This is a genomic window from Caulobacter sp. GW821-FHT05F04, from assembly GCF_059419665.1.
In genome coordinates this window covers 261,443-286,401 of record NZ_JBWKSF010000004.1, presented here as the reverse complement: position 1 = coordinate 286,401, position 24,959 = coordinate 261,443, and the positions used below count along the sequence as shown (strand labels likewise).

Annotated in this window: 25 protein-coding genes; 11 read left to right on the top strand and 14 right to left on the bottom strand. The window is 67.9% G+C overall.

Features of this window, described 5'->3' with window-relative positions; genetic code table 11:
• Nucleotides 1–96: 96 nt before the first annotated feature.
• From AC07R7_RS12905 to obgE, 5 genes are read right to left on the bottom strand one after another with little or no spacing between them, the layout of a single operon-like run.
• Nucleotides 97–414, bottom strand: coding sequence for a type II toxin-antitoxin system PemK/MazF family toxin (locus AC07R7_RS12905; RefSeq protein WP_494635414.1), 318 nt, complete (start codon nt 412–414; stop codon nt 97–99).
• Nucleotides 411–677, bottom strand: a complete 267-nt coding sequence (locus tag AC07R7_RS12900) for an AbrB/MazE/SpoVT family DNA-binding domain-containing protein (protein WP_492102107.1) — start codon at nt 675–677, stop codon at nt 411–413. Before AC07R7_RS12900 ends, AC07R7_RS12905 begins: the two co-directional genes overlap by 4 nt.
• Nucleotides 678–715: 38 nt before the next feature.
• Nucleotides 716–2,248 (bottom strand): UbiD family decarboxylase, encoded by a 1,533-nt coding sequence (locus AC07R7_RS12895; RefSeq protein WP_494635413.1) that lies wholly within the window; start codon nt 2,246–2,248, stop codon nt 716–718.
• Between the two features lie 21 nt (nt 2,249–2,269).
• A complete protein-coding gene (gene proB, locus AC07R7_RS12890) occupies nt 2,270–3,400 on the bottom strand; it encodes a glutamate 5-kinase (RefSeq protein WP_494635412.1) in 1,131 nt (376 codons plus the stop codon).
• Nucleotides 3,397–4,461 carry a GTPase ObgE gene (gene obgE, locus AC07R7_RS12885; protein WP_492887125.1) on the bottom strand — a complete coding sequence of 355 codons (1,065 nt, stop codon included), beginning with the start codon at nt 4,459–4,461 and terminating at the stop codon, nt 3,397–3,399. Before obgE ends, proB begins: the two co-directional genes overlap by 4 nt.
• A gap of 218 nt (nt 4,462–4,679) precedes the next feature.
• Between obgE and AC07R7_RS12880 the strand changes: the two genes are divergently transcribed.
• The gene (locus AC07R7_RS12880) at nt 4,680–5,639 is read left to right on the top strand and encodes a hypothetical protein (RefSeq protein ID WP_492836463.1); all 960 of its coding nucleotides are present in this window, start codon (nt 4,680–4,682) and stop codon (nt 5,637–5,639) included.
• A gap of 51 nt (nt 5,640–5,690) precedes the next feature.
• On the opposite strand, the gene AC07R7_RS12875 is transcribed toward AC07R7_RS12880, so the two are convergent.
• The 3 genes from AC07R7_RS12875 to rplU all read right to left on the bottom strand — a co-directional run bounded on the left by AC07R7_RS12875 (nt 5,691) and on the right by rplU (nt 7,288).
• Nucleotides 5,691–6,224: a GNAT family N-acetyltransferase gene (locus AC07R7_RS12875; RefSeq protein WP_492836465.1), complete on the bottom strand. Its 534-nt coding sequence runs from the start codon at nt 6,222–6,224 to the stop codon at nt 5,691–5,693.
• 190 nt (nt 6,225–6,414) lie between these two features.
• Nucleotides 6,415–6,684, bottom strand: coding sequence for a 50S ribosomal protein L27 (gene rpmA / locus AC07R7_RS12870; RefSeq protein ID WP_096052697.1), 270 nt, complete (start codon nt 6,682–6,684; stop codon nt 6,415–6,417).
• 31 nt (nt 6,685–6,715) lie between these two features.
• Complete coding sequence (gene rplU, locus AC07R7_RS12865) at nt 6,716–7,288, bottom strand: 50S ribosomal protein L21 (protein ID WP_492102102.1); 573 nt, start codon at nt 7,286–7,288, stop codon at nt 6,716–6,718.
• 201 nt (nt 7,289–7,489) lie between these two features.
• Between rplU and AC07R7_RS12860 the strand changes: the two genes are divergently transcribed.
• Both AC07R7_RS12860 and AC07R7_RS12855 read left to right on the top strand, forming a co-directional pair.
• The gene (locus tag AC07R7_RS12860; protein ID WP_492887123.1) at nt 7,490–8,119 is read left to right on the top strand and encodes a hypothetical protein; all 630 of its coding nucleotides are present in this window, start codon (nt 7,490–7,492) and stop codon (nt 8,117–8,119) included.
• A 40-nt stretch (nt 8,120–8,159) separates the two neighbouring features.
• Nucleotides 8,160–9,275, top strand: coding sequence for a CobW family GTP-binding protein (locus AC07R7_RS12855; RefSeq protein WP_494635411.1), 1,116 nt, complete (start codon nt 8,160–8,162; stop codon nt 9,273–9,275).
• 5 nt (nt 9,276–9,280) lie between these two features.
• Here AC07R7_RS12855 and AC07R7_RS12850 read toward each other — a convergent pair whose 3' ends face one another.
• Together AC07R7_RS12850 and AC07R7_RS12845 are read right to left on the bottom strand one after the other, a co-directional pair.
• The gene (locus AC07R7_RS12850; RefSeq protein WP_494635410.1) at nt 9,281–10,033 is read right to left on the bottom strand and encodes a hypothetical protein; all 753 of its coding nucleotides are present in this window, start codon (nt 10,031–10,033) and stop codon (nt 9,281–9,283) included.
• 132 nt (nt 10,034–10,165) lie between these two features.
• Entirely contained in the window at nt 10,166–10,615 is a 450-nt protein-coding gene (locus tag AC07R7_RS12845; RefSeq protein ID WP_125156952.1) for a biopolymer transporter ExbD, read from the bottom strand.
• Between the two features lie 263 nt (nt 10,616–10,878).
• Between AC07R7_RS12845 and AC07R7_RS12840 the strand changes: the two genes are divergently transcribed.
• Nucleotides 10,879–11,910, top strand: a complete 1,032-nt coding sequence (locus AC07R7_RS12840) for a WD40 repeat domain-containing protein (protein ID WP_494635409.1) — start codon at nt 10,879–10,881, stop codon at nt 11,908–11,910.
• Between the two features lie 117 nt (nt 11,911–12,027).
• On the opposite strand, the gene AC07R7_RS12835 is transcribed toward AC07R7_RS12840, so the two are convergent.
• On the bottom strand, nt 12,028–12,690 hold the full coding sequence (locus AC07R7_RS12835; RefSeq protein ID WP_494635408.1) for a nitroreductase: 663 nt from the start codon (nt 12,688–12,690) through the stop codon (nt 12,028–12,030).
• A gap of 120 nt (nt 12,691–12,810) precedes the next feature.
• On the opposite strand from AC07R7_RS12835, the gene mtgA reads away from it, so the two are divergent.
• Nucleotides 12,811–13,488 carry a monofunctional biosynthetic peptidoglycan transglycosylase gene (gene mtgA / locus AC07R7_RS12830; protein WP_492836478.1) on the top strand — a complete coding sequence of 226 codons (678 nt, stop codon included), beginning with the start codon at nt 12,811–12,813 and terminating at the stop codon, nt 13,486–13,488.
• On the opposite strand, the gene AC07R7_RS12825 is transcribed toward mtgA, so the two are convergent.
• Nucleotides 13,485–14,930 (bottom strand): FAD-dependent oxidoreductase, encoded by a 1,446-nt coding sequence (locus AC07R7_RS12825; RefSeq protein WP_494635407.1) that lies wholly within the window; start codon nt 14,928–14,930, stop codon nt 13,485–13,487. The genes mtgA and AC07R7_RS12825 overlap by 4 nt on opposite strands.
• Before the next feature lie 100 nt (nt 14,931–15,030).
• Between AC07R7_RS12825 and AC07R7_RS12820 the strand changes: the two genes are divergently transcribed.
• The gene (locus tag AC07R7_RS12820) at nt 15,031–15,480 is read left to right on the top strand and encodes a MarR family winged helix-turn-helix transcriptional regulator (protein WP_494635406.1); all 450 of its coding nucleotides are present in this window, start codon (nt 15,031–15,033) and stop codon (nt 15,478–15,480) included.
• 23 nt (nt 15,481–15,503) lie between these two features.
• On the opposite strand, the gene AC07R7_RS12815 is transcribed toward AC07R7_RS12820, so the two are convergent.
• Complete coding sequence (locus AC07R7_RS12815) at nt 15,504–16,286, bottom strand: TOBE domain-containing protein (protein WP_494635405.1); 783 nt, start codon at nt 16,284–16,286, stop codon at nt 15,504–15,506.
• A 71-nt stretch (nt 16,287–16,357) separates the two neighbouring features.
• Here AC07R7_RS12815 and modA point away from each other — a divergent pair, with 71 nt between their 5' ends.
• Together modA and modB are read left to right on the top strand one after the other, a co-directional pair.
• Nucleotides 16,358–17,119, top strand: a complete 762-nt coding sequence (gene modA / locus AC07R7_RS12810; protein ID WP_494635404.1) for a molybdate ABC transporter substrate-binding protein — start codon at nt 16,358–16,360, stop codon at nt 17,117–17,119.
• A gap of 2 nt (nt 17,120–17,121) precedes the next feature.
• Nucleotides 17,122–17,796 (top strand): molybdate ABC transporter permease subunit, encoded by a 675-nt coding sequence (gene modB / locus AC07R7_RS12805; protein WP_494635403.1) that lies wholly within the window; start codon nt 17,122–17,124, stop codon nt 17,794–17,796.
• 57 nt (nt 17,797–17,853) lie between these two features.
• Here modB and AC07R7_RS12800 read toward each other — a convergent pair whose 3' ends face one another.
• Complete coding sequence (locus AC07R7_RS12800) at nt 17,854–18,498, bottom strand: TetR/AcrR family transcriptional regulator (RefSeq protein WP_492887114.1); 645 nt, start codon at nt 18,496–18,498, stop codon at nt 17,854–17,856.
• Between the two features lie 438 nt (nt 18,499–18,936).
• Between AC07R7_RS12800 and AC07R7_RS12795 the strand changes: the two genes are divergently transcribed.
• The 3 genes from AC07R7_RS12795 to AC07R7_RS12785 all read left to right on the top strand — a co-directional run bounded on the left by AC07R7_RS12795 (nt 18,937) and on the right by AC07R7_RS12785 (nt 24,853).
• Nucleotides 18,937–20,115, top strand: a complete 1,179-nt coding sequence (locus AC07R7_RS12795) for an efflux RND transporter periplasmic adaptor subunit (RefSeq protein ID WP_494635402.1) — start codon at nt 18,937–18,939, stop codon at nt 20,113–20,115.
• Between the two features lie 149 nt (nt 20,116–20,264).
• Nucleotides 20,265–23,444 carry an efflux RND transporter permease subunit gene (locus AC07R7_RS12790; protein WP_494635401.1) on the top strand — a complete coding sequence of 1,060 codons (3,180 nt, stop codon included), beginning with the start codon at nt 20,265–20,267 and terminating at the stop codon, nt 23,442–23,444.
• Nucleotides 23,444–24,853, top strand: coding sequence for an efflux transporter outer membrane subunit (locus AC07R7_RS12785; protein ID WP_494635400.1), 1,410 nt, complete (start codon nt 23,444–23,446; stop codon nt 24,851–24,853). Before AC07R7_RS12790 ends, AC07R7_RS12785 begins: the two co-directional genes overlap by 1 nt.
• Nucleotides 24,854–24,959: the final 106 nt, after the last annotated feature.

The following is a 24,959-nucleotide window of genomic DNA, read 5'->3' as shown; positions in this document are numbered from 1 at the left end:
GACGGGACTCGATGACAGGGCGGCGATCGCCGTGAGAAGCAGGATTCCGCATGGCTATCGTCCTTGTCCGACAGCCAGTCGACGGCAAGGGCTTAGTCAGTCCGGTTCGAACATCAAGCGCAAGACGCCAAGGACCTGGTCCAGCGTGGAGCCGTCCAGCCGGCCCAGCCGCTTGATGAGGCGGCTTCGCGCCACCGATCTGATCTGATCGGGCAAAATCCGCCCGGCCCTTTCCTGGAAGACGACCTCGATGCGGAAACGAGCCTTCGCGTCGCCCGAACTCATCGGCGCGACGATGAAGATGTCGTGGTGGCTCAAGCGGTCTGGCGAGACGATCACGCATGGACGGGTCTTGCGGATCTCACTGCCCTCGGTGGGATCGAGGCGGGTCAGCCAGACCTCGCCGCGCTTCACCATTCCCAGTCCTTGTCCGCTTCGCTAGTGAGCGGCGCCTCCAGCCATTCACGATCTTCTTCGGTCAAGCCCAGGGCGCCCAGACGCTTTGAGTCCTCTTCCCAGCCGGCTCGAGGATCCGCGGTCACGGGCGACAGGAAGACACGACCGTCCTCCGCCACGAACTCGATGCGGTCGCCCAGCTTGGCGCCGAGCGTCTCCAGCACCGGCTTGGGCAGGATGACGCCCGCCGAGTTACCGATCTTGCGGATAGCCGAGGACATGATCTTCTCCGTTAGAACGAAGTAATAACACGCCAGGCCTATTTTTTCCAGATCGGCGTCCCGTCGCCGGGCAGGCCCAGCCGCGCCCACTTCTCGCTGACGGCGTCGACCACGGCCTGGTCCATGCGGATCTCCTGGCCCCATTCGCGCTTGGTCTCCGGCGGCCACTTGTCGGTGGCGTCGAGGCCGATCTTGGAGCCGAGGCCGCTCTCAGGGGACGCGAAGTCCAGATAGTCGATCGGGGTGTGCTCGATCACCGTGATGTCCCGCGCGGGGTCCATCTTGGTGCTGATCGCCCACATCACGTCCTTCCAGTCGCGCGCGTTGATGTCGTGGTCCACGACGATCACCCACTTGGTGTACATGAACTGGCGCAGATAGCTCCACACGCCCAGCATCACGCGCTTGGCGTGGCCGGGATAGGCCTTCTTCATCGACACCACGGCGATGCGATAGCTGCAGCCCTCGGGCGGCAGCCAGAAGTCGACGATCTCGGGAAACTGCTGGCGGATCAGCGGGATGAACACCTCGTTCAGCGCCTCGCCCAGCACCGAGGGCTCGTCCGGCGGCCGGCCGGTGAAGGTGGTGAGATAGATCGGGTCCTTGCGCATGGTGATCGCGCTGACCTGGAAGACCGGGAACTTCTCGACGCTGTTGTAGTAGCCGGTGTGGTCGCCGTAGGGGCCCTCGTCCTCGTAGTCGTCGAGCAGGACATGGCCCTCGATGACGATCTCGGCGTGGGCCGGGACCATCAGCGGCACGGTCTTGGCCGGGACGAGGTCGACCTTGGCGCCGCGCAGCAGGCCGGCGAACTGGTACTCCGACAGGGTGTCGGGCACCGGCGTCACGGCGGCCAGGATGGTGCCGGGATCCGCGCCCAGCACGGCGCAGGCGGGCAGGGGGTCCTTGTTTCCCGCCTTCTTGTGGCGGGCGTAATGCTGGGCCCCGCCGCGATGGGCCAGCCAGCGCATGATGCAGCGGTCCTTGCCCAGCACCTGCATGCGATAGATGCCGAGGTTGAAGTCGTCCTCGCGATCCTTGCCCGGACCCTTGGTGACGACCAGCGGCCAGGTGATCAGCGGCGCCGGCTCGCCGGGCCAGCAGGTCTGGACCGGCAGCCGGGTCAGGTCGATCTGGTCGCCGGTCAGGACGACCTCCTGCACCGGGGCCTTCTTCACCGTGCCCGGCCGCATGGCCATCACGGTCTTGGCCAGGGGCAGCATGTCCAGGGCGTCCTTCAGCCCCTTCGGCGGCGCGGGCTGGCGCAGGAAGGCGAGCAGTTCGCCGACCTCGCGCAACTCGCCGGCCGTCTCGCGCGGCTCGCCGCCGAGGGTCACGCCCATGGCCACGCGCTTGACCGTGCCGAACAGGTTGGCGAGAGCGGGCATCGACGAGCGCGAGCCGTCGGGCAGCAGCACGTGCTCGAACAGCACCGCCGGGCCGCCCGTGGCCAAGAGGCGCGTCTGGATCTCGGTCATCTCCAGCACGCTGGAGACCGGCTCGGTGACGCGCACCAGTTCGCCCTTGGCCTCCAGGACATCGATGAATTCGCGGAGGGATCGGTAGGCCATGAGGATACTCGTGCGTGCGGTCTAGTTGGCTACGGCCAGGTCGTCGGCGTGGATCATCGGGCCTTCGGTAAATCCGAGTTCGGCCTCGATGGCGTCGGAGCGCAGGCCGGCGATGCGGTGGGCGTCGGCGCTGTCATAGCGGACCAGGCCGCGGGCGACCTCGCGGCCGGTCTCGTCGCGGACGCGGACGGCGTCGCCCTTCTCGAACGGGCCTTCGATGGCGCGGACCCCGGCCGAAAGCAGGCTCTTGCCCGAGGCGAGGGCGGCAGCCGCGCCGGCGTCGACCGTCACCCAGCCCTGAGGGGCCAGCGAACCGGCGATCCAGGCCTTGTAGGCGGCGGCCGGCGAGGCGTTGGCCTCGATCAGCGTGGCCTTCTCACCGTCGGCGATGGCGGCCAGCGGACGCGGGCGCGAGCCCAGGGTAATGAGCGTGGCGCAGCCGGCGGCTCGGGCGATGCGGGCGGCGGCGATCTTGGTGGCCATGCCGCCGGTGCCGACCCCCGCCGCGGCGTTCGCGCCCTCGGCCATGCCAGCGATCTCTGGCGTGATCTCGCTGACCAGCGGGATGTGCGCGGCGGCGGGATTCTTGCGCGGGTCGGCGGTGTAGAGGCCGTCGATGTCCGACAGCAGCACCAGCAGGTCGGCGCCGGCCATCTGGGCTACGCGGGCGGCCAGGCGGTCGTTGTCGCCGTAGCGGATCTCTTCGGTGACGACCGTATCGTTCTCGTTGACCACCGGCACCACGCCCAGGCCCATCAGGGTCTCGGTGGTGGCGCGAGCGTTCAGCCAGCGGCGGCGCATCTCGGTGTCGTCGCGGGTCAGCAGGATCTGGGCGACGCCGATGCCATGCGGCTCGAAGGCTTCCTCCCAGGCGCGCATCAGCAGGGACTGGCCGGCGGCGGCGGCGGCCTGCTTCTCGGGCAGGGTGGTCTTTCGGCTGGTCAGGCCCAGGCGACGGCGGCCCAGGGCGACAGCGCCCGACGAGACCACCAGCACCTGCCTGCCGGCGTCGCGCAGGGCGGCCGCGTCGGCGCAGAACGCCTCCAGCCAGGCGCTGTCGGCTCGGCCCGTCTCGGCGTCGACCAGCAGGGCGGAGCCGACCTTGAACACGATGCGGCGGGCGTTGGAAAACGCCCTGGCGGCCTGGCTCACGGCGTCCAGCCCCCGGGGGTCTCCTCGATGTGGTCTTCGTCCTCGTTGATCTCTTCCTCGAGATCGCCGCGACGGATGCGGACCTGGCGATAGGCCGCGCGCAGCAGCTCGGTGACGCCCTGGCCCGAGACGCCCGACACCAGGCGCGGCTTGACGCCCGCGACCGCTTCCAGCTCGGCGATCTTCTCGGCGAGGGTCTCCTCGTCGAGGGCGTCGATCTTGTTCAGGGCCAGGATCTCGGACTTGTCGGCCAGCTCGTCGCCATAGGCTTCCAGCTCGCCGCGGATCGTGGTCCAGGCGCCGGCGATGTCGTCCTGGGTGGCGTCGATCAGGTGGATCAGCACGGCCGAGCGCTCGACGTGGCCCAGGAAGCGGGTGCCCAGGCCCGCGCCTTCCGACGCGCCCTCGATCAGGCCAGGGATGTCGGCCAACACGAAGCGTTCGCTGCTCGACAGGTCCACGACGCCGAGGTTCGGGGTCAGGGTGGTGAAGGGATAGTCGGCGATCTTCGGCTTGGCGGCGCTGGCGGCGGCCAGGAAGGTCGACTTGCCGGCGTTGGGCAGGCCGACCAGGCCGACGTCGGCGATCAGCTTCAACCGCAGCCAGATCCAGCGCTCCTCGCCCTCCTGGCCGGGGTTGGCGTATTTCGGCGCCTGGTTGACCGGGCCCTTGAAGTGCAGATTGCCCCAGCCGCCGTTGCCGCCTTTGGCCAGCAGCAGGCGCGCGCCCGCGTGGTCCAGGTCGGCGATCAGGGTCTCCTTGTCCTCTTCGAGGATCTCCGTGCCGACGGGAACCTTCAGCAGCACGTCGTCGCCGGCGGCGCCGTGACGCGCGCGACCCATGCCGTGCACGCCCGTGCCGGCCTTGAAGTGCTGCTGGTAGCGATAGTCGATCAGGGTGTTGAGGCCTTCGACGGCCTCGATCCACACGTCGCCGCCGCGACCGCCGTCGCCGCCGTCCGGGCCGCCGTACTCGATGTACTTCTCGCGGCGGAACGACACCGATCCGCCGCCGCCGTTACCCGAGCGGATGTAGATCTTGCATTGGTCCAAGAATTTCATGGCGCTCTTTAGTCCCAAGGCGTCCCGCGCGTCGAGCCCAAAGGGGCCTAAGGCTCTCACGCCGGCCCACCACATCGGCTCTTCGAACTGTGACGCTTGTCCGCGTCGAAAAGCGTGACCGCTATTCGTCATCGTGACGAAATGTTAAAACACAAAATGCGACAAAGTGTCTTGGCAGCGTAACCGGCGCTTCATGCGACGGAACTGGAGGCTGACCTTTGGCTACGGCAGAAGACAGCAAGGCGATACTGGCGAGGGATCTGCGCGATTTGTCGACGCAGGACCTTCACCGTAAGTATAGCGCCGAGGCGTCGGTTCACCGCAACATCTTGATCGCCCGGGGCACCGGCGTCGCGCCGCAGTGGCGCGAGTTCAAGACGTTCCTGGCCGAGGTGGGCCTAAGGCCGTCCGGCGACCACAGTCTGGTCCTGCTGAATCGCTACGAGCGCACCTATGGTCCCGGCCGCGCCAAGTGGATGACGGCCGAGGAACAGGCCGCCCACGAGATCGAATTCGACCGCCTGCGGGCGGAACAGCAGCGTGAAGAACAGCTGCTGATGCACAAGACCGCCGCCACCAAGCGCGCGAGCATGCCCGGCGCGCCGTCGTTCGGCCAGTTCACGCCGATGGCCGGCAGGCACGTGGCCTTCACCGACGTCGCCCGCAAGCTGGCCATTCCGGTTTCGGCCCTGTCCAAGGCCATGCCGGCCGGTGCGTCCGCCGACGAACTGGTCAAGCGGTCCAGCACCGCCAACGAACTGATCAACGAGCAGGCCACCTGGTTGCCGCCGGATCCGGTCCGTAAGGCCGGCTTCTTCGAGGCCTATCGGATCTGGCACCTGCAGGTGCAGCCGCAGTTCGGCCGCGCCGCCACCCCGACCTTCCTGTTCCTCTACATCGCCCTGCCGGTCATGAAGCAGTGCCGCGATGAGCTGATGGACCTGGACCTGTGGAATCCGCTGGGCCAGCGCGCGACGAGCGCGCGGGACGCCCATATCTCGTGGAAGAAGTACACCGAGTTCATGCCGCGCGCGCAGGTGGCGCTGATGGAGATCCCCATCTACGCGACCTATTCGCTGCTGTCGGACCTGGACGCGCTGTGCGAGCGGATCATCACGGCCGAGAAGCGCTTCCGCGAAGGCCCGCAGAAGGTGATCCACACGCACCGGGCGGCTTAAGGCGCCTAAAGATTTCTCCTCCCCCAGAGGGGGAGCAGATTCTCTGGATTCCTAGGCCAGCCACACCATCATCCGCGTCGCCGCCGGCTCGCCGCGCGCGATCGAGGGCTTGTGCTCGACGACGCCGGTGTACAGGAAGCCGGCCTTGACCAGCACGCGGCCCGACGCGTCATTATCGGCGAAGTGGCCGGCCACGACATAGCGCTTCCTCCAGGCCGAGCGGGCCCAGTCCAGCGCGCCGCGCGTGGCCTCGGTGGCGTAGCCTCGACCCCAGTAGGGGCGGCCGATCCAGTAGCCCAGCTCGACCCGATCCTCCGGCGTGGTGAACAGGCCGATGACGCCGATCAGGCCCTCGTCGGCCAGTTCGATGGCGAAGGTGTTGTCGCGAGACCGATCTTGGGTTCCGCAGCGGGCCACGAAATCCTCGGCGTGGCCGCGGGTATAGGGCGCGGGCATGCGGGTGGTCATGCGCGCGACGTCGTGATCGACGCAGAAGGCCGCCACGCGCTCGACGTCGGCCTTGGCCGGCGCGCGCAGCGTCAGCCGCTGGGTCTCGATGACGGGTCTTTCTTCGATGACGCACATCGGCGCCTCCCAGAGTTTCCGGCCCTCTTTGATCCGGGACCGTGACGCCGCCATGGCGAAGCTTTCGATTTCATGGCGGCGAGACAAAACAAAAGCGGGGAGCCCGGCGTTCCGGACTCCCCGCTAGAGATCGTCTGTCCGGATCGTCTTCTGTTTGAGAAGCACGATCCGAAGAAACTCTGGTTCGTGCTTACTCGGCCGGTTGAGCGGCCGGGGTCACCGTCACGTACGTACGGTTATGCTTCTTGGTCACGAAGCCCACGGCGCCTTGCACGAGGGCAAAGAGGGTGTGGTCCTTGCCGATGCCGACATTCGTGCCCGGATAGAACTTCGTGCCGCGTTGACGCACGAGGATGTTGCCGGCGAGAACCTTCTCGCCGCCGAACTTCTTCACGCCAAGGCGCTTCGACTCTGAGTCGCGACCGTTGCTGGACGAGCCGCCTGATTTCTTGTGAGCCATCTTGCTCTCCTACCTTTAGAAGGCGTCGCCCTTAGGCTTCGCCTTCCTCCGTGGTGGCGGCGGCCTTCTTAGGGGCGGCCTTCTTTTTCGGGGCGGCTTCGGCGGCCGGCTCGGCGGCGACGTCAACAGCCTTCGGAGCCTTGGCGGCCTTCTTCGGAGCGGCCGGAGCCGCTTCGGTCGAGCCGGTCGGGATCGTCGCCGGGACGGCGGCGTCGCCGAGGCCGCGGGCGCGGGCGTTCAGGATGACCTTCGGGGTCAGGTCGATAGCGCCTTCCCACTTGGCTTCCAGGCCAGCGCCGACGACCGACGTGACGCGCACGACGGATTCGAACTGGCGGTGACCGCGGGTGCGGCGATAGCCCTGGCGACGGATCTTCTTGAAGATCTTCACCTTCTCGCCCTTGCGGGTTTCGAGCAGGGTGCCGGAGACGACAGCGCCGTCCACGGTAGGGGCGCCGACCGTCACGGCCTCGCCTTCGCCAAGCATCAGGACTTCACCGAAGGCCACGGCAGCGCCGGGTTCACCTTCGAGCTTTTCGACAACCAGCAGGTCGCCGGCTTGAACCCGGTACTGCTTGCCGCCGGTTTTGATCACCGCGTACATAGGTTAGCGCCTTAAAAACGTGCGTTCGCAAAATAGGGAACGCCCGCTCGGAAACCCGGCGGGCGAAGAGGGCGCGACTTATACAGCCAGAAGGGCGGGAGTCAACGCCGTTGGGCCGGAATCCGACGACACGGCGCTTAAGTGCGATTAGAAGGACACGCCCCCTGGGACGTTACTTTATAACGCGCTATATGCCGTGACGTGAACTCGACCTTTTTCACCTCCATCGCCGTGACCGGTTTCGCCGTGGCCTTCCTGCATGCGGCTCTGCCGACGCACTGGCTGCCGTTCGTGCTGGTCGGCCGCGCCCAGAAATGGTCCACGAGCCGAACCCTGGGCGTGACCCTGCTGGCGGGCCTCGGCCACGTGGGCCTGACGATCGCCCTCGGCCTGGGCCTGGTGGTCGCCGGCCTGGCGCTGGAGCCCAAGCTGGGCGGCTTTTTCCATTGGGTCGTCGGCGGCCTGATGGTCGCCGTGGGCCTCTTCTATATAGCGCGCGGGCGCCACAACCACGCGCTGCCGGAAGCGGGCAGACGCGTCTACGCCTCCGACCGCGCCGCGATCATCGCCCTGGTCACCCTGCTGACCCTCTCGCCCTGCGAGGCGTTCCTGCCCTACTACCTGGCCGGGATGCAGCACGGCTGGCAGGCCTTCCTGGTGCTGAGCGCGGTGCTGCTGGCCGCCACCTCGGCCGGCATGCTGATCTTCACCAGCCTGTCCCTGGCCGGCTTCAAGCGCCTGGGCCTGCAATGGGTCGAGCGCTACGAGGAGACCATCCTGGGCGTGGCCCTGGTCCTGGTCGGCCTCGCCGTTGCGTTCTTCAAGACGTAAGCGGCTTTCGCTCCGCGTCCCGGCCTCCTAAATAGCGGCCATGACCCAGACCGCTCCCGCTCCCGGCAAGATCCCCGTCACCGTGCTGACCGGCTATCTCGGCGCCGGCAAGACCACCCTGCTCAACCGCATCCTCACCGAGGAGCACGGCAAGCGCTACGCCGTGATCGTCAACGAGTTCGGCGAGGTCGGCATCGACAACGACCTGGTGGTCGGGGCCGACGAGGAAGTGTTCGAGATGAACAACGGCTGCGTCTGCTGCACGGTGCGCGGCGACCTGATCCGCGTCCTCCAGGGCCTGATGAAGAGGAAGGGCGGCTTCGACGCCATCATCGTCGAGACGACGGGCCTGGCCGATCCGGGGCCGGTGGCCCAGACCTTCTTCGTCGACGACGACGTCAAGGCGCGCACGGCCCTCGATTCGGTCACCGCCGTGGTCGACGCCAAGCACATCATGCTGCGCCTGGGCGATAGCAAGGAAGCCGTCGAGCAGATCGCCTTCGCCGACCAGATCGTGCTGAACAAGACCGACCTGGTGTCGGAGGACGATCTGCGCCACGTCGAGGCCCGTATCCGCCGCATCAACCCGCTGGCCCCGATCCACCGCGCCCAGCGCTCGAACGTCCCGCTGGACGCCATCCTGGGCAAGCACAGCTTCGACCTGGAGCGGATCACCGAGCTGGAGCCGTCGTTCCTGAACCCGGCCCACGGCGAGGCCGGCCACGTCCACGACGAGCACTGCGGCCATGATCACCACCATCATGACCACGGGCACGACCATGGGCACGTCCATGACGAACACTGCGGTCATGGTCACCACCACGGCCATGACCACGGCCACGCCAGCGCCATCCACGACGATGGCGTCAAGGGGATCTCCCTGACCCTGGACAAGCCCGTCGACGGCCAGAAGATCACCGCCTGGCTCAACGACCTGCTGGCCAAGCGCGGCCCGGACATCCTGCGCGCCAAGGGCATCATCGACGTGAAGGGTGAGAACAAGCGTCTCGTGTTCCAGGCCGTCCACATGATCCTGGAAGGCGACTTCCAGCGCGAGTGGACCGACAAGGACAAGCGCTACAGCCGCATGGTGTTCATTGGCCGCGACCTGGACGAGGCCGAGCTGCGCAAGGGCTTCGAGGCGACGGCGGCCTAGACTTCCTAGGCGGCCAGGCCGCCCAGGATCTGGGCCAAGAGCCGGCTCGACAGGGTCTGCGTCATCGGCGAGGCGGCGAAGTCCGCCGCCGCCTTGTCGCGCAGGCCGCCGATCTCGCGCGTCAGATACTTGATCGTCCCGGCCGGGCCCGACTCGCGCTCGGCCTGGTCGGCGGCGAACTGATCAAGGAGCTTCTGCCTGTCCTCGTCCGTGCGGGCCGGGGGCGCCGCCACGGTCTCGCCATCGGGGCCGGAGCGGATCTGGCTCCATTGCGCGGGCTCGACATCGACCCGCAGCGCGCTCGCCGGCAGCCTCTGCGGCATCGCCGCGACCATCTCGTCCCGCGAGCGCAAACCATCGCCGTCGGCGTCGCGCGCCAGGAACACCGGGCCGGACAGGAAGCCGTTGTCCAGGGTGTCGGCCCGGCGCAGGGCCTTCTCGGCCTCCATCTCATCGTCGGACAGCTTGCCGTCGCCATCGATATCGGCGCGGGCGAAGAGACTGGCGACCGCCTCGGAGCCGGAACTGGACGCCAGGGCGCCCGCCGAAGGGGCGGCAGCCATTTCCGCCCGGCCGATCTTGCCGTCCTGGTCGGCGTCCAGGCCCCGCATCATCGTGGCGAACGCATCGCCGGATCGGCCCGAGTCCGCCGCCTTGAGCTCGTCGAAGCTCAAGGTCTGGTCGGTATCGGTGTCCAGCTTGTCGAAAAGCTTCTGATACAGCTGCTGAGTGAGCGCGCCGCCGCCGATCGTCGTCATCCGTCTGGGCTCCGCCGTTAAGGGACGGCGAAAGGACAAGCAAGGATCGCGCCAAGGTAGAGCTTGGAGCAAACAAAAAGCCCCGGAGCGCGCGCTCCGGGGCTTTCGTGTTCTTGGCTGTCGCCGAAGAGCCTAGTGAAGGTCTTCGTTGATCAGGCCGACCTTGAACCAGCCCGAGGTCTGGAGTTGGTTCAGCACGCCCATGAAGTCGGCGTACAGCACGTCGGCGTCGGCGCGGATCATGACGCGCTGCTCGTCCTTCGGGCCGGTTTGGCCGGTCGCGGCGAACTTGGCGTTCAGATCGGCTTCCAGGCCGTCGAGGCTGGTTTGCTTCTCGGCGATGAAGATCGCGCCCGACTTCTGGATCGAGATGAAGACGGGTTCCTTCGGCTTCGGAGCGTTCGGGGGCGGCGGAACCGCCGGAGGCAGGTCGATCTTGATGGAGGTCACGGCCATCGGCACGGCGACCATGAAGATGATCAGCAGAACCAGAAGGATGTCCACGAAGGGCGTGACGTTGATTTCGGAATTCTGGCCCAGCGAATAACGGCCACCGCCGCCGCCAGCAAGTTTAGCCGCCATAGCCTGACTGTCTCCCAGAAGGCCGCGCCGACACGGGCGCGCCTGAAATGTCGTTACCTCGCCACGTCTGGCGTAGACGGGCGCGGAAGTAAAGCCCGACGACGCATCGCAATAGCAACCCCCTTTTCGACTCTTTTTGACCGAACGCCGTTCGAACGTGCAGCTTCGCGGGCGCCGCTTCGCCCGAGGCGCGAAATGCGCCGCAACGGCGGGCTTTCTGAAAGAGTCTGGTCGTCGAGGCTCGTGTGTCTTATCTCGCGCGCATGATCTTTTCTTTTGACGCCTTCGTCACCGAAGCCCTGTTCGACCGCTCGGGCCGCGCCATGTTCGCCCTGGGCGACGGCACTGTCCGCCTCCAGACCGAGGAGGGATTCGTCACGGTCGAGGCCCATGGCGGCGCGATGGGCGGGGCCGTCCTGGCCGCGGCCGTCCATCCCAGCGGCGTCGGCGTCGTCACCGGCGGCGACGACGGCAAGGTGGTCTGGAGCCGAATCGAGGGGGGCGAGGTGGTCGCCACCTTGATCGCCGAGGTGAAGAACCGGTGGATCGAGCATGTGGCGACCAGCGCCGCCTCGGGCCTGATCGCCTTCACGGCCGGCAAGGAGGTCCACGTCCGCGACGCCGCCGACCCGGCCTTCGCCCGGACTTTCACACACGAGAAGACGGTGTCGGGCCTGGCCTTCGAGCCCAAGGGCCGCCGCCTGGCCAGCGCCACCTACGGCGGGGCCCAGCTGTGGTACGCCCGCATCGCCGACCAGAAGCCGACCGTGTTGAAGTGGGCCGGCAGCCATATCGCCGTGGCCTTCAGCCCGGACGGCAAGTTCCTGATCTCGTCGATGCAGGAGAACCAGCTGCACGGCTGGCGGCTGTCGGACGGCAAGGACATGCGGATGGGCGGCTACCCGTCCAAGATCAAGAGCGTGGCCTTCTTCGACAAGGGTAACCTGCTGGCCACGGCCGGCGCCTCGGGCGCGGTCATCTGGCCGTTCGCCGGCGCCAACGGCCCCATGGGCAAGGAAGCCGCCGAGATCGGCTTCTCCCGCGATTCGATGGTCGTCCGGGTGGCGGGGATCGACGCCCAGCCGGTCTGCCTGGCCGCCCAGGACAACGGCAAGATCTGGGCCGCCCACATGCGCAACGGCCGCATCGAGACCCTGAAGGCCGAGAAGGGCGCTTCGATCAGCGCCTTGTCGACCAGCGCCGACGGCCGGTTCTTCGCCTGGGGCGACGAGAGCGGCGAGGCCGGCGTGCTGGAGATCCCGGACCTGAGCGGCCCGCGCCAGTTCGCGGGGTAGGCTCACCGCCGACGTCCTCGCCCTTCGACAAGCTCAGGGTGAGGTGTTTCTGGCGCTGGTGCATCCAACCTCCTCACCCTGAGCTTGTCGAAGGGCGAGGACAGCGCGGCGCCTACTTCAAAACCCCTTCAACTCCGCCCACTCCTCGAACGGCGCGCGCCGCGAGCGGAAGTTGTTCACCGGCGCGGCTTCGTCGCGATAGCCCAGGGCCATGCCGGAGAACAGCATATGGCCTTCCGGCAGGCCGACATGGTCGTCGACGATCCTGTTGTAGTGCGACCAGAACTCCTGCGGGCAGGTGTCCAGGCCCCGTTCGACCGCCAGCAGCATGAAGGTCTGCATCAGCATGCCGACGTCGCTCCACTGCGGCGGGCCACAGCGGCGGTCGATCGAGAAGAACAGCTGCACGGGCGCGCCGAAGCCCTGGCCGTTGGTCGAGAACCATTGCAGGCGCTGGATCTTGTCCTCGCGCGGGATGCCCAGCGCGCCGTACATGTCCTCGCCGACCTGGAAGCGGCGCGTCCGCAGCGGCTCCCACAGATTGGCCGGATAGACGTCGTACTCGGTCGGATCGGGCGCGGCCACGCGGGCCAGCATGGTCGCCTTCAGCTTCTCCAGCGGCGCGCCGGCCACGGCCTGGACGCGCCAGGGCTGAAGGTTGCCGCCGGACGGCGCGCGGGCGGCGGCTTCCAGCAGTTCGCGGACCAGGGCCCCGTCGACCGGATCGGGCTTGAAGGCGCGCACCGACATGCGGCGGTTGACGGCGTCGATCACGTCCATCGAAGGCTCCCTTAACCCGTGTGCATTTATGCCGCGCGACAGCGGCGATGCGTCTGGTTAGCATCCGTCCGCAAGGTCAAGACAAGTAGACTTCTCGGTTACGCTTCTTGGGGGACGTTCGTGCGGCGGCTGTTGCGGAATATCGCGCTGGCTCTGTTCATCGTGCTGGTGGCCGGGCCGGTGGTGACGGTGATTCTCTATCGCTTCATCCCGCCGCCGGTGACGCCGCTGATGGTCATCCGCGCCGTCGAGGGGCGGGGACTGGATCACCGCTGGAGGCCGATCGACAAGGTCGCGCCGGCGCTGCCGCGCGCCCTGATCGCCGCCGAGGACGCCCGGTTCTGCGAGCACCACGGCTTCGACTTCAACGCTCTGCAGAAGGCCTATGCCAATAACGAGGCCGGCAAGAAGATCCGGGGCGGCTCGACCATCAGCCAGCAGACGGCCAAGAACGTCTTCCTGTGGCCGGGGCGCTCCTACGTCCGCAAGGGGCTGGAGGCCTGGTTCACGGTGCTGATCGAGCTGCTGTGGGGCAAGGAGCGGATCATGGAGGTCTATCTGAACTCCATCGAGTTCGGCTCGGGCATCTATGGCGCCCAGGCCGCCTCGCAGCGCTATTTCGGCGTCGACGCCGACAAGCTGACCCAGGCCCAGGCCTCGCGGCTGGCGGCCATCCTGCCCAGCCCGCTGAAGTGGCGGGTGATCAAGCCGGGCAAGTACGTGGCCAAGCGGACCCAGAAGATCGGCAAGGCCTCGGGCGCGGTGCGCCGCGACGGCCTGGCCGATTGCTTGGGCTAGACGCCGACCTGGGGGAGATAGGCCTCGACCGCCGCCTCGTCCCCCGCCTGGCCGATCGTGGCGATGTAGCCATCGGGGCGCACGAGCACGAAACCGCCGGGCGGCAGGCCGTAGGCGTCGGCGAACCAGCCATCGGTGTCCGTCAGGTCCGCGACGACGAGGCCGGGGCGCGGCGCGATCGCGCTCTTGCCCAGGAGCGTCCAGTGCGGCCCCGCAAGCACCTCGAACACGCGCCGACCCTGGCAGGGCGCGTCCGGTGCGCGATCGCCCGGCGCGACCTTCGCCTCGACGCCCAGGTCCAGCGACAGCGTCGAGCCTTCGTAGCCGAGGTCAAGCTGACGGGCCTCACGGCCACGCCTCATGCCCTGGCGCGTCAGGGCCTTGGCCAGGAGATCGGTGGAGAGGCCCAGCACGTCGGCGGCGATCGGGCGGCGCTCGGCCTCGTAGCTGTCAATCAAACCTTCCGGCGCGCCGTCCAGCACGGCGGCCAGCTTCCAGCCCAGGTTATAGGCGTCCTGGATGCTGGTGTTCAGGCCCTGGCCGCCAGTCGGGGGATGGATGTGGGCCGCGTCGCCGGCCAGCAGCACGCGCCCGACGCGGTAGCGATCGGCTAGGCGGGCGTTGAGGCCATAGACCGAGGCCCAGAACATGTCGTGGACCACGATGTCGTCGCGGCCCGTCCGTTCGCGGATCAAGGTGTTCAGGCCCTCGACCGTCAGACCCGCCTCGCCGGTGGCCGGCGCGTGGCCCTGGATCTGGAAGAGGTCGGTCCCCGCCAGCGGACAGAACGAGACCTGGCCCGTGTGGCGGTCGCCAAACACGTGCCAGGCTTCGCGCGACAGGCCCGTCAGCCGGGTGTCGGCGACCATGGCCAGGCCCGGCAGGGTCTTGCCTGGGAAGTCGATGGCCAGCGCGTGGCGCACGAAGCTGCGGCCGCCGTCGGCGCCGACCAGCCAGCGGGCGCGGATCGTTCGGCCATCCGCCAGGGTCGCGGTGACGCCCTCGGCGTCCTGGTCGATTCCGGCCAGTTCGGCGGCGTATTCCGGCGAGTGACCCAGTTGGGCGAGGCGCTGGCGCAGGATGGTCTCGGTCAGGAACTGCGGCAGCATCAGCGGCGTGGCGTGGGGCTCGGCCGGGGAGGGGCTCGCGCCTTCGACGATGACGGTTTCCTCGAAGCCGCCGTCCGGAGCGTAGTTCCGCACCGGCGGATAGGGGCCGCCCGTGGCCAGCATGGGCGCCAGGACGCCGAGATCCTCGAACACCTCCAGGCTGCGGGGTTGGATACCCTTGCCGCGGGAGCCCTGGAACGGGCGCTCGGCCTTGTCGATCAGGCGGAAGGCGACGCCCCGGCGGGCCAGGTCGATGGCCAGGGTCAGGCCGGCCGGACCCGCGCCGGCGATCAGGACGTCCGTGTCTTCGGGAGTGGATTGGGCGAGGGTCATCGCATCTCCTGTCGTGTGCGTTATGCACATATTTTGCGTGCAAAAAGCACATAAATCCGAGGCTGGACGGCGTCAATTAAAAACGTGCAAAATGCACGTTATGAATCCCGAGCTTCGCGACATTCACCTGGCGATGATGGACCTCGCCGGCTTTCTGAACCGGCCTCAGGCCGATGATCTGCTGTTGCGCGAGGCCGGCGTGTCGCTGGACCGGGCGCTTTTCCCCTTGCTCGGGCGCATTGGTCGGAAAGGGCCGATCGGCGTGGTCGAGCTGGCGGACCTCGCCGGCCGCGACCACTCGGTGGTCAGCCGCCAGGTCGCCAAGCTGGAGAGCCTGGGCCTGGTCGAGCGCCGCCCCGGCGCGACCGACAAGCGCGTGCGCGAGGCGGTGGTCACGGAGAAGGGCGCGGAAGTGGTCGACAGGCTGGACGCGGCGCGCCAGCGGCTGGTCGGGCCGATGATGGCGGCGTGGAGCGACCAGGAGCTCAAGGACCTGGCGCGGCTGCTGCGCAAGTTCGTCGACGGGGCGAACGACGCGCTGAAGGGCTAGCGGGCCCGCGAGGTTTCGGCCCCTCAGTCGATCGCCAGGATCACATCCGCCGCCGCGATCCGCGCCTCGACCTTGGCGCCGACCGCCAATCCCCAGGCCGCATCCTCCGGCTTCAAGGTGGCCGTCAGGCTCTTCCCGGCCGCCAGGGCGATCGTCACCTCGGCCGAGGCGTCGCCGGCCTCGCGGTCGACGATCTCGCCGGGCAGGCGGTTGTCGCCGTCGCCTCCCAGAGGATCGGCTCCGATCCGCACGAAGCTGGACTTGATCAGGGCGATCACCGCCTGGCCGGGTGCGAGGCCCAGGTCCTCGACGCTGCGTTGGGTGATCGAGGCGCGCAGGACGAGGCCTTCGCCCAGCGCCAGGGTCACGGTCGCCGTGACGCCGTCGCCCTTGACCGCCATCACCTCGCCGCGCAAGGCGTTGCGGGCGCTGGTGCGCAGACCCAGGCTCCACAGCAGTTCGGCGTCGCCGGACAGATCCGCCTCCAGCCGCGCGAAGGCCGCGCTCACCTCGCGCTCGGCGGCGCGGAAGGCGCGGATCACCGCTTGCCCACGCGGCGTGACCTCGGCCGTCCCGCCGCTCTTGCCGCCGGGCGCGGCGCTGACCAGGGGGGCGTCGAAGAGGTTGTTCAGCGCCTGGATCCCGTCCCAGGCGCCCTTGTAGGAGAGCCCGACCTGCCTGGCGGCGGCGCTGATCGAACCCAGGCCGGCGACGGCTTCCAGCAGGGCGATGCGGTCCAGCCCCACGCGGGCCAGGCCGCCGCGCCTCAAGATCAGGGAGGCGCTGAAATCGTCTTCGCGGGCCACTGTTTCACCGTTATGTACAGGAGCTACATAACCGCAGCCCGAAAACACCGTTGAGAGGCTAGGATTACCAGATGATCGCCCGCCGTCCGATGCTGATCGCCGCGCTTCTGTCCGTGGTCCTGGGCGGGACCGCTTTCGCCGGCGAGACCAAGGTGGCCGTGGCGGCCAACTTCACCGAGGCCGCCAAGGAGATCGCCGCGAAGTTCAAGGCCAGAACCGGCCATGACGCGAGCCTGAGCTTCGGCGCGTCGGGCCAGTTCTACACCCAGATCGCCAACGGCGCGCCTTACGAGGTGTTCCTGTCGGCCGACGCCGAGCGCCCGCAAAAGGCCGAGACCGAGGGCCTTGCGGTTCCGGGATCGCGCTTCACCTACGCCACCGGCCGCCTGGTGCTGTTCAGCAAGACCCCGGGCCTGGTGGACGGCCCAAATACAAAGGGGGGCGCGGTGCTCAAGACCAGCAAGTTCGAGAAGCTGTCGATCGCCGATCCCAAGACCGCGCCCTACGGTCAGGCGGCGGTGGAGACCCTGACCAAGCTGAAACTCTATGACGCGCTGAAGCCGAAGATCGTGCAGGGCGCGTCGATCACCCAGGCCTTCCAATACGTCCAGACGGGCGCGGCCGAGCTGGGCTTCGTGGCCCTGTCGCAGGTGATCAACGAGCCGGGCGGTTCGCGCTGGGTCGTGCCGACCGCCGACCACACGCCGATCGACCAGCAGGCCGTGCTGCTGAAGACCGGCGCGGACAGCGAGGCGGCCAAGGCCTTCCTGACGTTCCTGAAGAGCGGCGAGGCCAGGGCGATCATCAAGCGCTACGGCTACGAGGTCCGCTAGGGATGACGGAGGTCCTGTGGCTGACGGGCAAGCTGGCGGGGATCACCACGATCCTGCTGCTGGCCCTGGCCACGCCGCTGTCCTGGTGGCTGGCGCGCGGCCGCTCGGCCCTGCGCGCGCCCGTAACGGCGCTGGTCGCCCTGCCGATCGTGCTGCCGCCGACCGTGCTGGGTTTCTATCTGCTGATCGCCCTGGGGCCGAAAAGCCCGTTGATGGCGCTGTTCCAGCCGTTCGGGGTCCGCACCCTGGCCTTCACCTTCGAAGGGCTGGTGATCGGCTCGCTGATCTATTCGCTGCCGTTCGCGGTGCAGCCGCTGCGCAACGCGTTCCTGGCGATCGGCGACGAGCCGCTGGAGGCCGCCGCCACCCTCGGCGCCTCGTCTTGGCAGCGCTTCTGGCGGGTGGCCTTGCCGCTGTCGATCCCGGGCTATGTCGCCGCCGCCATCCTGGTCTTCGCCCACACGGTCGGTGAGTTCGGGGTGGTGATGATGCTGGGCGGCAATATCCCGGGCGAGACCAGCGTGCTCTCGACCGAGATCTATCGCCTGGTCGAGGGCATGGAGTGGGGGAGGGCGCACCAGCTGTCGCTGATGCTGCTGGCCTTTGCCTTCCTGGTGCTGTTCACCCTGCTGGGGCTGGAAGCACGCTCGAAGATCCTGCTGCGCACCCGGTCATAGACGGCGCGCGGCTTCGCCGCCGCGCTCCAGGCGACCGAAATCGGACGCGCCTTGCGCTCAGCGGCCGTCGAGGTGGAACTTGATCAGCGCCTTGGCCGAGCGCGCCACGGCCTTAACCGGACCGCCGGCGCCGAGCGTCACGCGAGCCCCCGAGGCGCCTTCCATCAGCAGCATCAGAGAGTCCGCGAGGTCGTCGTCCTTGGCTCCCGCGGCCCGGGTCAGGGCGTTGATCCGGCGGTACAGCTCTTTCTTGTAGTTGACCGAAACCACCTGGGCCGGGTGGTTTTCCTCGTGCAGCTCGATGGCGGCGTTCGACAGCGGGCAGCCATGGATGTCGGCGTTGCAGGCCTTGGTCTCGAAGGCGTCGAAGATCGCTTCCAGTTGGGCGCGCGGGTCGGTGCAGCAGCACGACGTCACCTCTTCCCACCAGGCCCAGTAGTCGCGCTCCTGCTCGCGCAGGACCTCAGCGACCAGCTCGTCCTTGGACGGGAAGTTGCGATAGAGCGTCATCTTGGTCGCATCGGCCTCGGACGCGATGGTCTCGACGCCGACCGCGCGGATGCCGTGCTGATAGAACAGCTCGCGGGCGGTCTCGAAGATCCGGTCCCGCGCGGGGCGCTTGGATACGGCCACGCTTGGGGTTGCCCCCACAGCGGTTTCCGTGTCGCCCCCGACAACGTCCCCAGAATTTCTCGTCGCCATTTTGGCAGTGCTCTCCTTGACGTGCGAGTTACCGGTCAGTATCTCTCGGCTTGTCGATGATACCGAACGGTCTCGTCGCATCCTAAATCGTCCTTCCGGTCGCCCGGGTCAAGTAACAGCCCCTGCGACATTTCCTCCCTTAAACCCCAAAAAAGGAGCGCGCGCCAATGCCCTCGCAAACAAACGTTTACGTCGACGCGCCCCAGGCCAAGCCGGCTAAGGGTTTGCTGGGTCTATTTAAATCTCAGGCCGGTCCCAACCGGCGATGGATCGGACAATCCCCCCATGGGCCAACGGTGCGCGCCCTGGGCGACACCTGGTCCTCGAGCACCCGACGCTCCGCCCGGCGGCCCGTCTTCGAGTGACGAGAGTCTGGGAATGACAACAAGAACCTCCCCTTCCGCCTCCCCGCTTCACCTCCCGACAGGGTCCTCCCCCATGCGTATTCAACCCGTCATCACGTCTTTCGCCGGCCTGGCCGCCGTGGCCGTGCTGGCCGCTTGCTCGGCTCAGGCCAAGCAGGAGGCCGCCGCCCCGCCCCCCGTTCAGGTCACCGTCGCCGACGTCGCCTTCAAGTCGCTCCGCCAGTGGGACGACTTCACCGGCCGCCTCGAGCCGATCGACACCGTCGAGATCCGTCCGCGCGTCAGCGGCTATGTCGACGGCGCGCAGTTCGCCGAGGGCGCTCGCGTCCGTAAGGGCCAGGTGCTCTTCCAGATCGACCCGCGCCCCTACAAGGCCGAAGCCGACCGCGCCGCCGCCGAGGTGTCGCGCGCCAAGGCCCAGCTGGACCTGGCCAGCATCAACCGCGAACGCGGCCGTCGCCTGATCGATCAGAACGCCCTGGCCCAGAGCGAATTCGACCGCCTCGCCTCGGAAGAGCGCGCGGCCCAGGCCAATGTCTCGGCGGCCCAGGCGGCCTACCAGACCGCCCGCCTGAACCTGGAATGGACCAAGGTGACCTCGCCGATCGACGGCCGGATCTCCAAGACCATCATCACCCGCGGCAACCTGGTCACCCAGTCCTCGCTGATGACGACCGTGGTGTCCGACACCCCGATCTACGCCGAGTTCAACGCCGACGAGCAGACCTTCCTGAAGTACGCCTCGGCCGAACGCGGCAAGGGCAGCCCAGTCTATATGGGCCTGATCACCGAGGACGGTTATCCGCACGAGGGCAAGCTGTCGTTCATCGACAACGCCCTGGACGCCAAGAGCGGCACCATCAACGGCCGGGCGATCTTCGCCAATGCCGACGGCCGCTTCACGCCGGGGCTGTTCGCCCGGATCCGCCTGGTCAGCGCCGAGAGCCAGGTCGTCGCCCTCGCCCCCGATCGCGCCATCGCGACCGACCTGGGCAAGCGCTTCGTCGTGGTGGTGAACGGAAACAACAAGGCCGAGTACCGCCCGGTCGAGGTCGGTCCGCTGGCCGGTAACCTGCGCATCATCCGCTCGGGTCTGAAGCCCGGCGACCGGGTGGTCGTCGGCGGCCTGCAGAAGGTCAAGCCGGGCGACACCGTCGCGCCGGTCAAGGTCAAGACCGACCTGGCCGACCTCTCGCAGCTGGAAGTCGGCGGCCGCCAACTCGCGGTCAGTCGCTCCGCCGGCCAGAACTAGGTTCGAACCTGAAGCGTAACGCCCGGCTCGCGTGACGAGTCGGGCGTCTTTTTCCAGGGTTTTCTCGGTTCCTGTCGCTCGCCGGATGGCGGGGAGGGGCCCTGCATGCCCGACGCTTACCCCATCGGCTCCTCCCCGGATCGACCGCCATGAACTTCTCGAAATTCTTCGTGAGCCGACCGCGTTTCGCGGCCGTGCTCTCCATCATCATCTTCATCGCCGGCCTGGTGGCCCTGCCCCAGCTGCCGATCAGCGAATATCCCGAAGTGGTGCCGCCGACCGTGGTCGTGCGCGCCGCCTATCCGGGCGCCAACCCCTCCGTCATCGGCCAGACCGTCGCCGCTCCGCTGGAGCAGGCGATCAACGGCGTCGAGGGCATGATCTACCAGTCGTCGCAGTCGGCCTCGGACGGCGCGATGATCCTGACCGTCACCTTCGCCCTCGGGACCGATCTCGACAAGGCCCAGGTGCAGGTTCAGAACCGCGTCGCCCAGGCCCTGCCGAAGCTGCCCCAGGAGGTGCAGCGCATCGGCGTGACCACCGACAAGGCCTCGCCCGACCTGACCCTGGTCGTGCACATGATCTCGCCGAACAACCGCTACGACATGCTCTATCTGAGCAACTACGCGCAGCTGAACGTTCGCGACCGCCTCAAGCGCGTCGACGGCGTGGGCGACGTGCAGATCTTCGGCGCGGGCGCGTACTCGATGCGCGTGTGGCTGGATCCGGAAAAGCTGGCCTCGCTGAACATGACGGCCGGCGACGTGGTCAAGGCGCTGCGTGAGCAGAACGTCCAGGTCGCCGCCGGCCAGCTGGGCGCGCCGCCCACCAACACGGGCGCCGACTTCCAGCTGTCGATCAACGCCCCCGGCCGCCTGACCGACGAGGAGCAGTTCCGCGACGTGATCATCCGCTCGGGTGAGAACGGCGAGATCACCCGCCTGGGCGAGGTGGCCCGCGTGGAGCTGGGCGCCAACAACTACGCCCTTCGCTCGTTGCTCGACAACAAGTCGGCCGTCGCCATGCCGATCTTCCAGCGTCCGGGTTCGAACGCCCTGCAGATGGCCGCCGACATCAAGAAGACGATGAAGGAGCTGAAGAAGGAGTTCCCCGAAGGCGTCGACTACGAGATCATCTACGACACGACCGCCTTCGTGCAGGAAAGCATCGACTCGGTGGTCCACACCCTGATCGAGGCCATCATCCTGGTGGTCCTGGTGGTGGTGCTGTTCCTGCAGGGCTGGCGCGCCTCGGTCATTCCGCTGATCGCCGTGCCCGTCTCGCTGGTCGGTACCTTCGCGGTGCTGCTGATGCTGGGCTTCGGCCTCAACGCCCTGACCCTGTTCGGTCTGGTCCTGGCCATCGGCATCGTCGTCGACGACGCCATCGTCGTGGTCGAGAACGTCGAGCGGAACATCTCCAACGGCCTCGAGCCGGCCGCGGCCACCCGCAAGGCCATGAGCGAGGTCACCGGACCGATCATCTCCACGGCCCTGGTGCTGTGCGCGGTGTTCATCCCGACCGCCTTCATCACTGGCCTGTCGGGCCAGTTCTACCGTCAGTTCGCCCTGACCATCGCCATCTCGACGGTGATCTCGGCCTTCAATTCCCTGACCCTGTCGCCGGCCCTGGCCGCCGTGCTCCTCAAGAGCCACGACGCGCCGAAGGACCGCTTCCAGAAGATGATCGACGCGGCGCTGGGCTGGTTGTTCAACCCGTTCAACCGCTTCTTCGCCAGGGCTTCGAACGGCTACGTCAACGGCGTGGCCAAGAGCCTGGGCAAGTCGACCGCCGGCCTGATCATCTACGGCGTGCTGCTGCTGCTGACGTTCGGCGCCTTCGCCAAGACCCCGGGCGGCTTCGTGCCGCAGCAGGACAAGGCCTATGTCGTCGCCGTGGTGCAACTGCCCGACGCCGCGTCGCTGGACCGCACCGAGGCCGTCATCCGCCAGATGGGCGACATCGCCATGAAGGTGCCGGGCATCAAGCACTCGGTGGCCTTCCCCGGCCTGTCGGCAAACGGCTTCATCAACAGCCCCAACTCCGGCGCGGTGTTCTTCCCGCTGGCCGACTTCAAGGACCGCAAGGACAAGTCGATGTCGGCCAACGCCATCGTCGGCGAGCTGAACGCCAAGTTCGGCGCCATCCCCGACGCCCAGATCGCGGTCTTCCCGCCGCCTTCGGTGCAAGGTCTTGGCACGATCGGCGGCTTCCGCATGCAGATCGTCGACAAGGCGGGCCTGGGTCCTGACGAGCTGAACAAGCAGACCCAGAACCTGATCGACAAGGCCCGCAAGGATCCGGCCCTGGTCGGGGTGTTCTCGACCTATCAGGTCAGCGTGCCGAAGATCGAAGCCAATATCGACCGCGAAAAGGCCCGCGCCTCGGGCGTGTCGCTGACCGACCTGTTCGAGACCATGCAGGTCTATCTGGGCTCGCTGTACGTCAACGACTTCAACCGCTTTGGCCGCACCTACGAGGTCAACGTCCAGGCCGACCAGAGCTTCCGCCTGCAGCCCGAGCAGATGCTGCGCCTGCAGACCCGCAACGGGTCGGGTCAGATGATCCCGCTGGGCAGCTTCGTCAGCTTCAAGGAAGCCACGGGTCCCGATCGCGAGAGCCACTACAACGGCGTGCTCACGGCCGAGATCAATGGCGGCCCGGCCCCCGGCTACTCCTCGGGCCAGGCCCAGAAGGCGCTGGAAGACCTGGCCAAGAAGGAACTGCCCAACGGCATGGGCTACGAGTGGACCGAGCTGACCTACCAGCAGATCCTGGCCGGCAATTCGGCGGTCTACATCTTCCCGCTGTGCGTGCTCTTGGCCTTCCTGGTGCTGGTCGCCCAGTACGAAAGCTGGAGCCTGCCGCTGGTCGTCATCCTGATCGTGCCGATGACCCTGCTGTCCGCCCTGGCCGGCGTCCTGCTGACCCACGGCGACAACAACATCTTCACCCAGATCGGGCTGATCGTGCTGGTGGGGCTGGCCTGTAAGAACGCCATCCTGATCGTCGAGTTCGCCAAGGAGCGCGAGGAACATGGCGACACGCCGCTGCAAGCGGTGCTGGAAGCCTGTCGCCTGCGGCTGCGGCCGATCCTGATGACCTCGATCGCCTTCATCATGGGCGTGTGGCCGCTGGTCGTCTCGCACGGCGCCGGTTCGGAGATGCGCAAGGCGATGGGCGTGGCGGTGTTCTCCGGCATGCTCGGCGTCACGCTCTTCGGCCTGATCCTGACGCCGATCTTCTACTACGTCATCCGCCGCAACACGGCCCGCCGGGCCGCGAGCAAGGCGGTGAATCCGACGGCTCCGGCCGTGGAGGCTCACTGATGTCCGTCTTCGCTAACACCCTGCGCGCCGCGCTGATCGCCGGCATTTCCCTGACGGCCGCCGCTTGCGCGGTGGGGCCGAACTACAAGGCGCCGGCGACCCCGCCGGCCGCCTTCCAGAACGCCGACCCGGCCGTCTTCACCGTCGCCAATCCGGAAGCCGAATGGTGGAAGGCGTTCGGCGATCCGGTGTTGGACCAGCTGGTCGGCCAGGCCTTCTCGGCCAATCTGGACCTGAAGATCGCCGTGGCCCGCGTGGCCGAGGCCCGGGCCCTGTTCACCGAACAGAAGCTTGACCTGCTGCCGCACGTCACCGCCGACGGGACCTATGTGAAGAGCAACCAGCAGCAGCCCGGCTCGAACGGCCAGCGCGTCGAGAGCCAGACCTACCAGGCCGGCTTCGACGCCGGCTGGGAGATCGACCTCTTCGGGCGCGTCCGTCGCGGCGTCGAGGCTGCGGGGGCGGAAGCCGGCGCGGCCCAGGCCGACTTGCGCGACGCCCAGGTCACGGTCGCGGCCGAGGTGGCTCGGAACTATCTCGAACTGCGCGGCGCCCAGGCCCGGCTGAAGGTCGCCAACCGCAACCTCGAGACCCAGCGCGAGACCCTGCGCCTGACCAAGGTGCGGTTCGACGCCGGGGCCGGCAGCCCGATCGACGTGGCCTCGGCGCAAGCGCGCCTGAACGCCACCGAAGCGGCGATCCCGGGCCTGATCACGGCCGAGAAGCGCGCCAACTACCGCCTGGCGGTCCTGACGGGTCAGCGCCCCGGCGCGCTGGACGCCCTGCTGGTCCCGCGCGATGTCGACACCCGTCCGTTGATTACCGCCCTGCCGATCGGCGACGCCGGCGATCTGCTGCGCCGCCGTCCGGACGTGCAGGCGGCCGAGCGTCGCCTGGCGTCGCAGACCGCCCAGGTTGGGGTGGCCACGGCCGACCTCTTCCCGCGCGTCTCGGTGACCGGCTTCGTCGGCTTCCTGTCGGGAACCTCGGCCGGCTTCGGCGCCGGGGCCAGCAAGGCCTGGTCGGTGGCCCCCAGCGTCAGCTGGCCGGCCCTGGACCTGGGCAGCGCCCATGCCCGCCTGCGGGCGGCGCGGGCCCGCGACGACGCGGCCCTGGCCAATTACGACCAGACCGTGCTGCGGGCGCTGGAGGACCTGGAGAACGCCCTCGTCTCCTACCGCCAGCAGCAGGCCCAACTGGTCAGCCTGACCAGCCAGGCCGCCGCCTCGCGCCGCGCGGCCGAGCTGGCCCGGATCCAGTACAAGGAGGGCGGCATCGACTTCCTGGTGCTGCTGGACGCCGAGCGCACCCTGCTGGCCGCCGAGGACAGCCTCAGCGTCGCGGAGACCGGCGTCAACACCGACGTCGTGGCCATCTACAAGGCCCTGGGCGGCGGCTGGAAAGCCTGACACCGAAAGTTCGCCCCGGCCATCGCGCGACCGGGGCGAACTATTTTTCACGGCTCCGCTTGCATGTGTACAGCAAACTCAATACCAATCCTGGCGACAAGTGCCG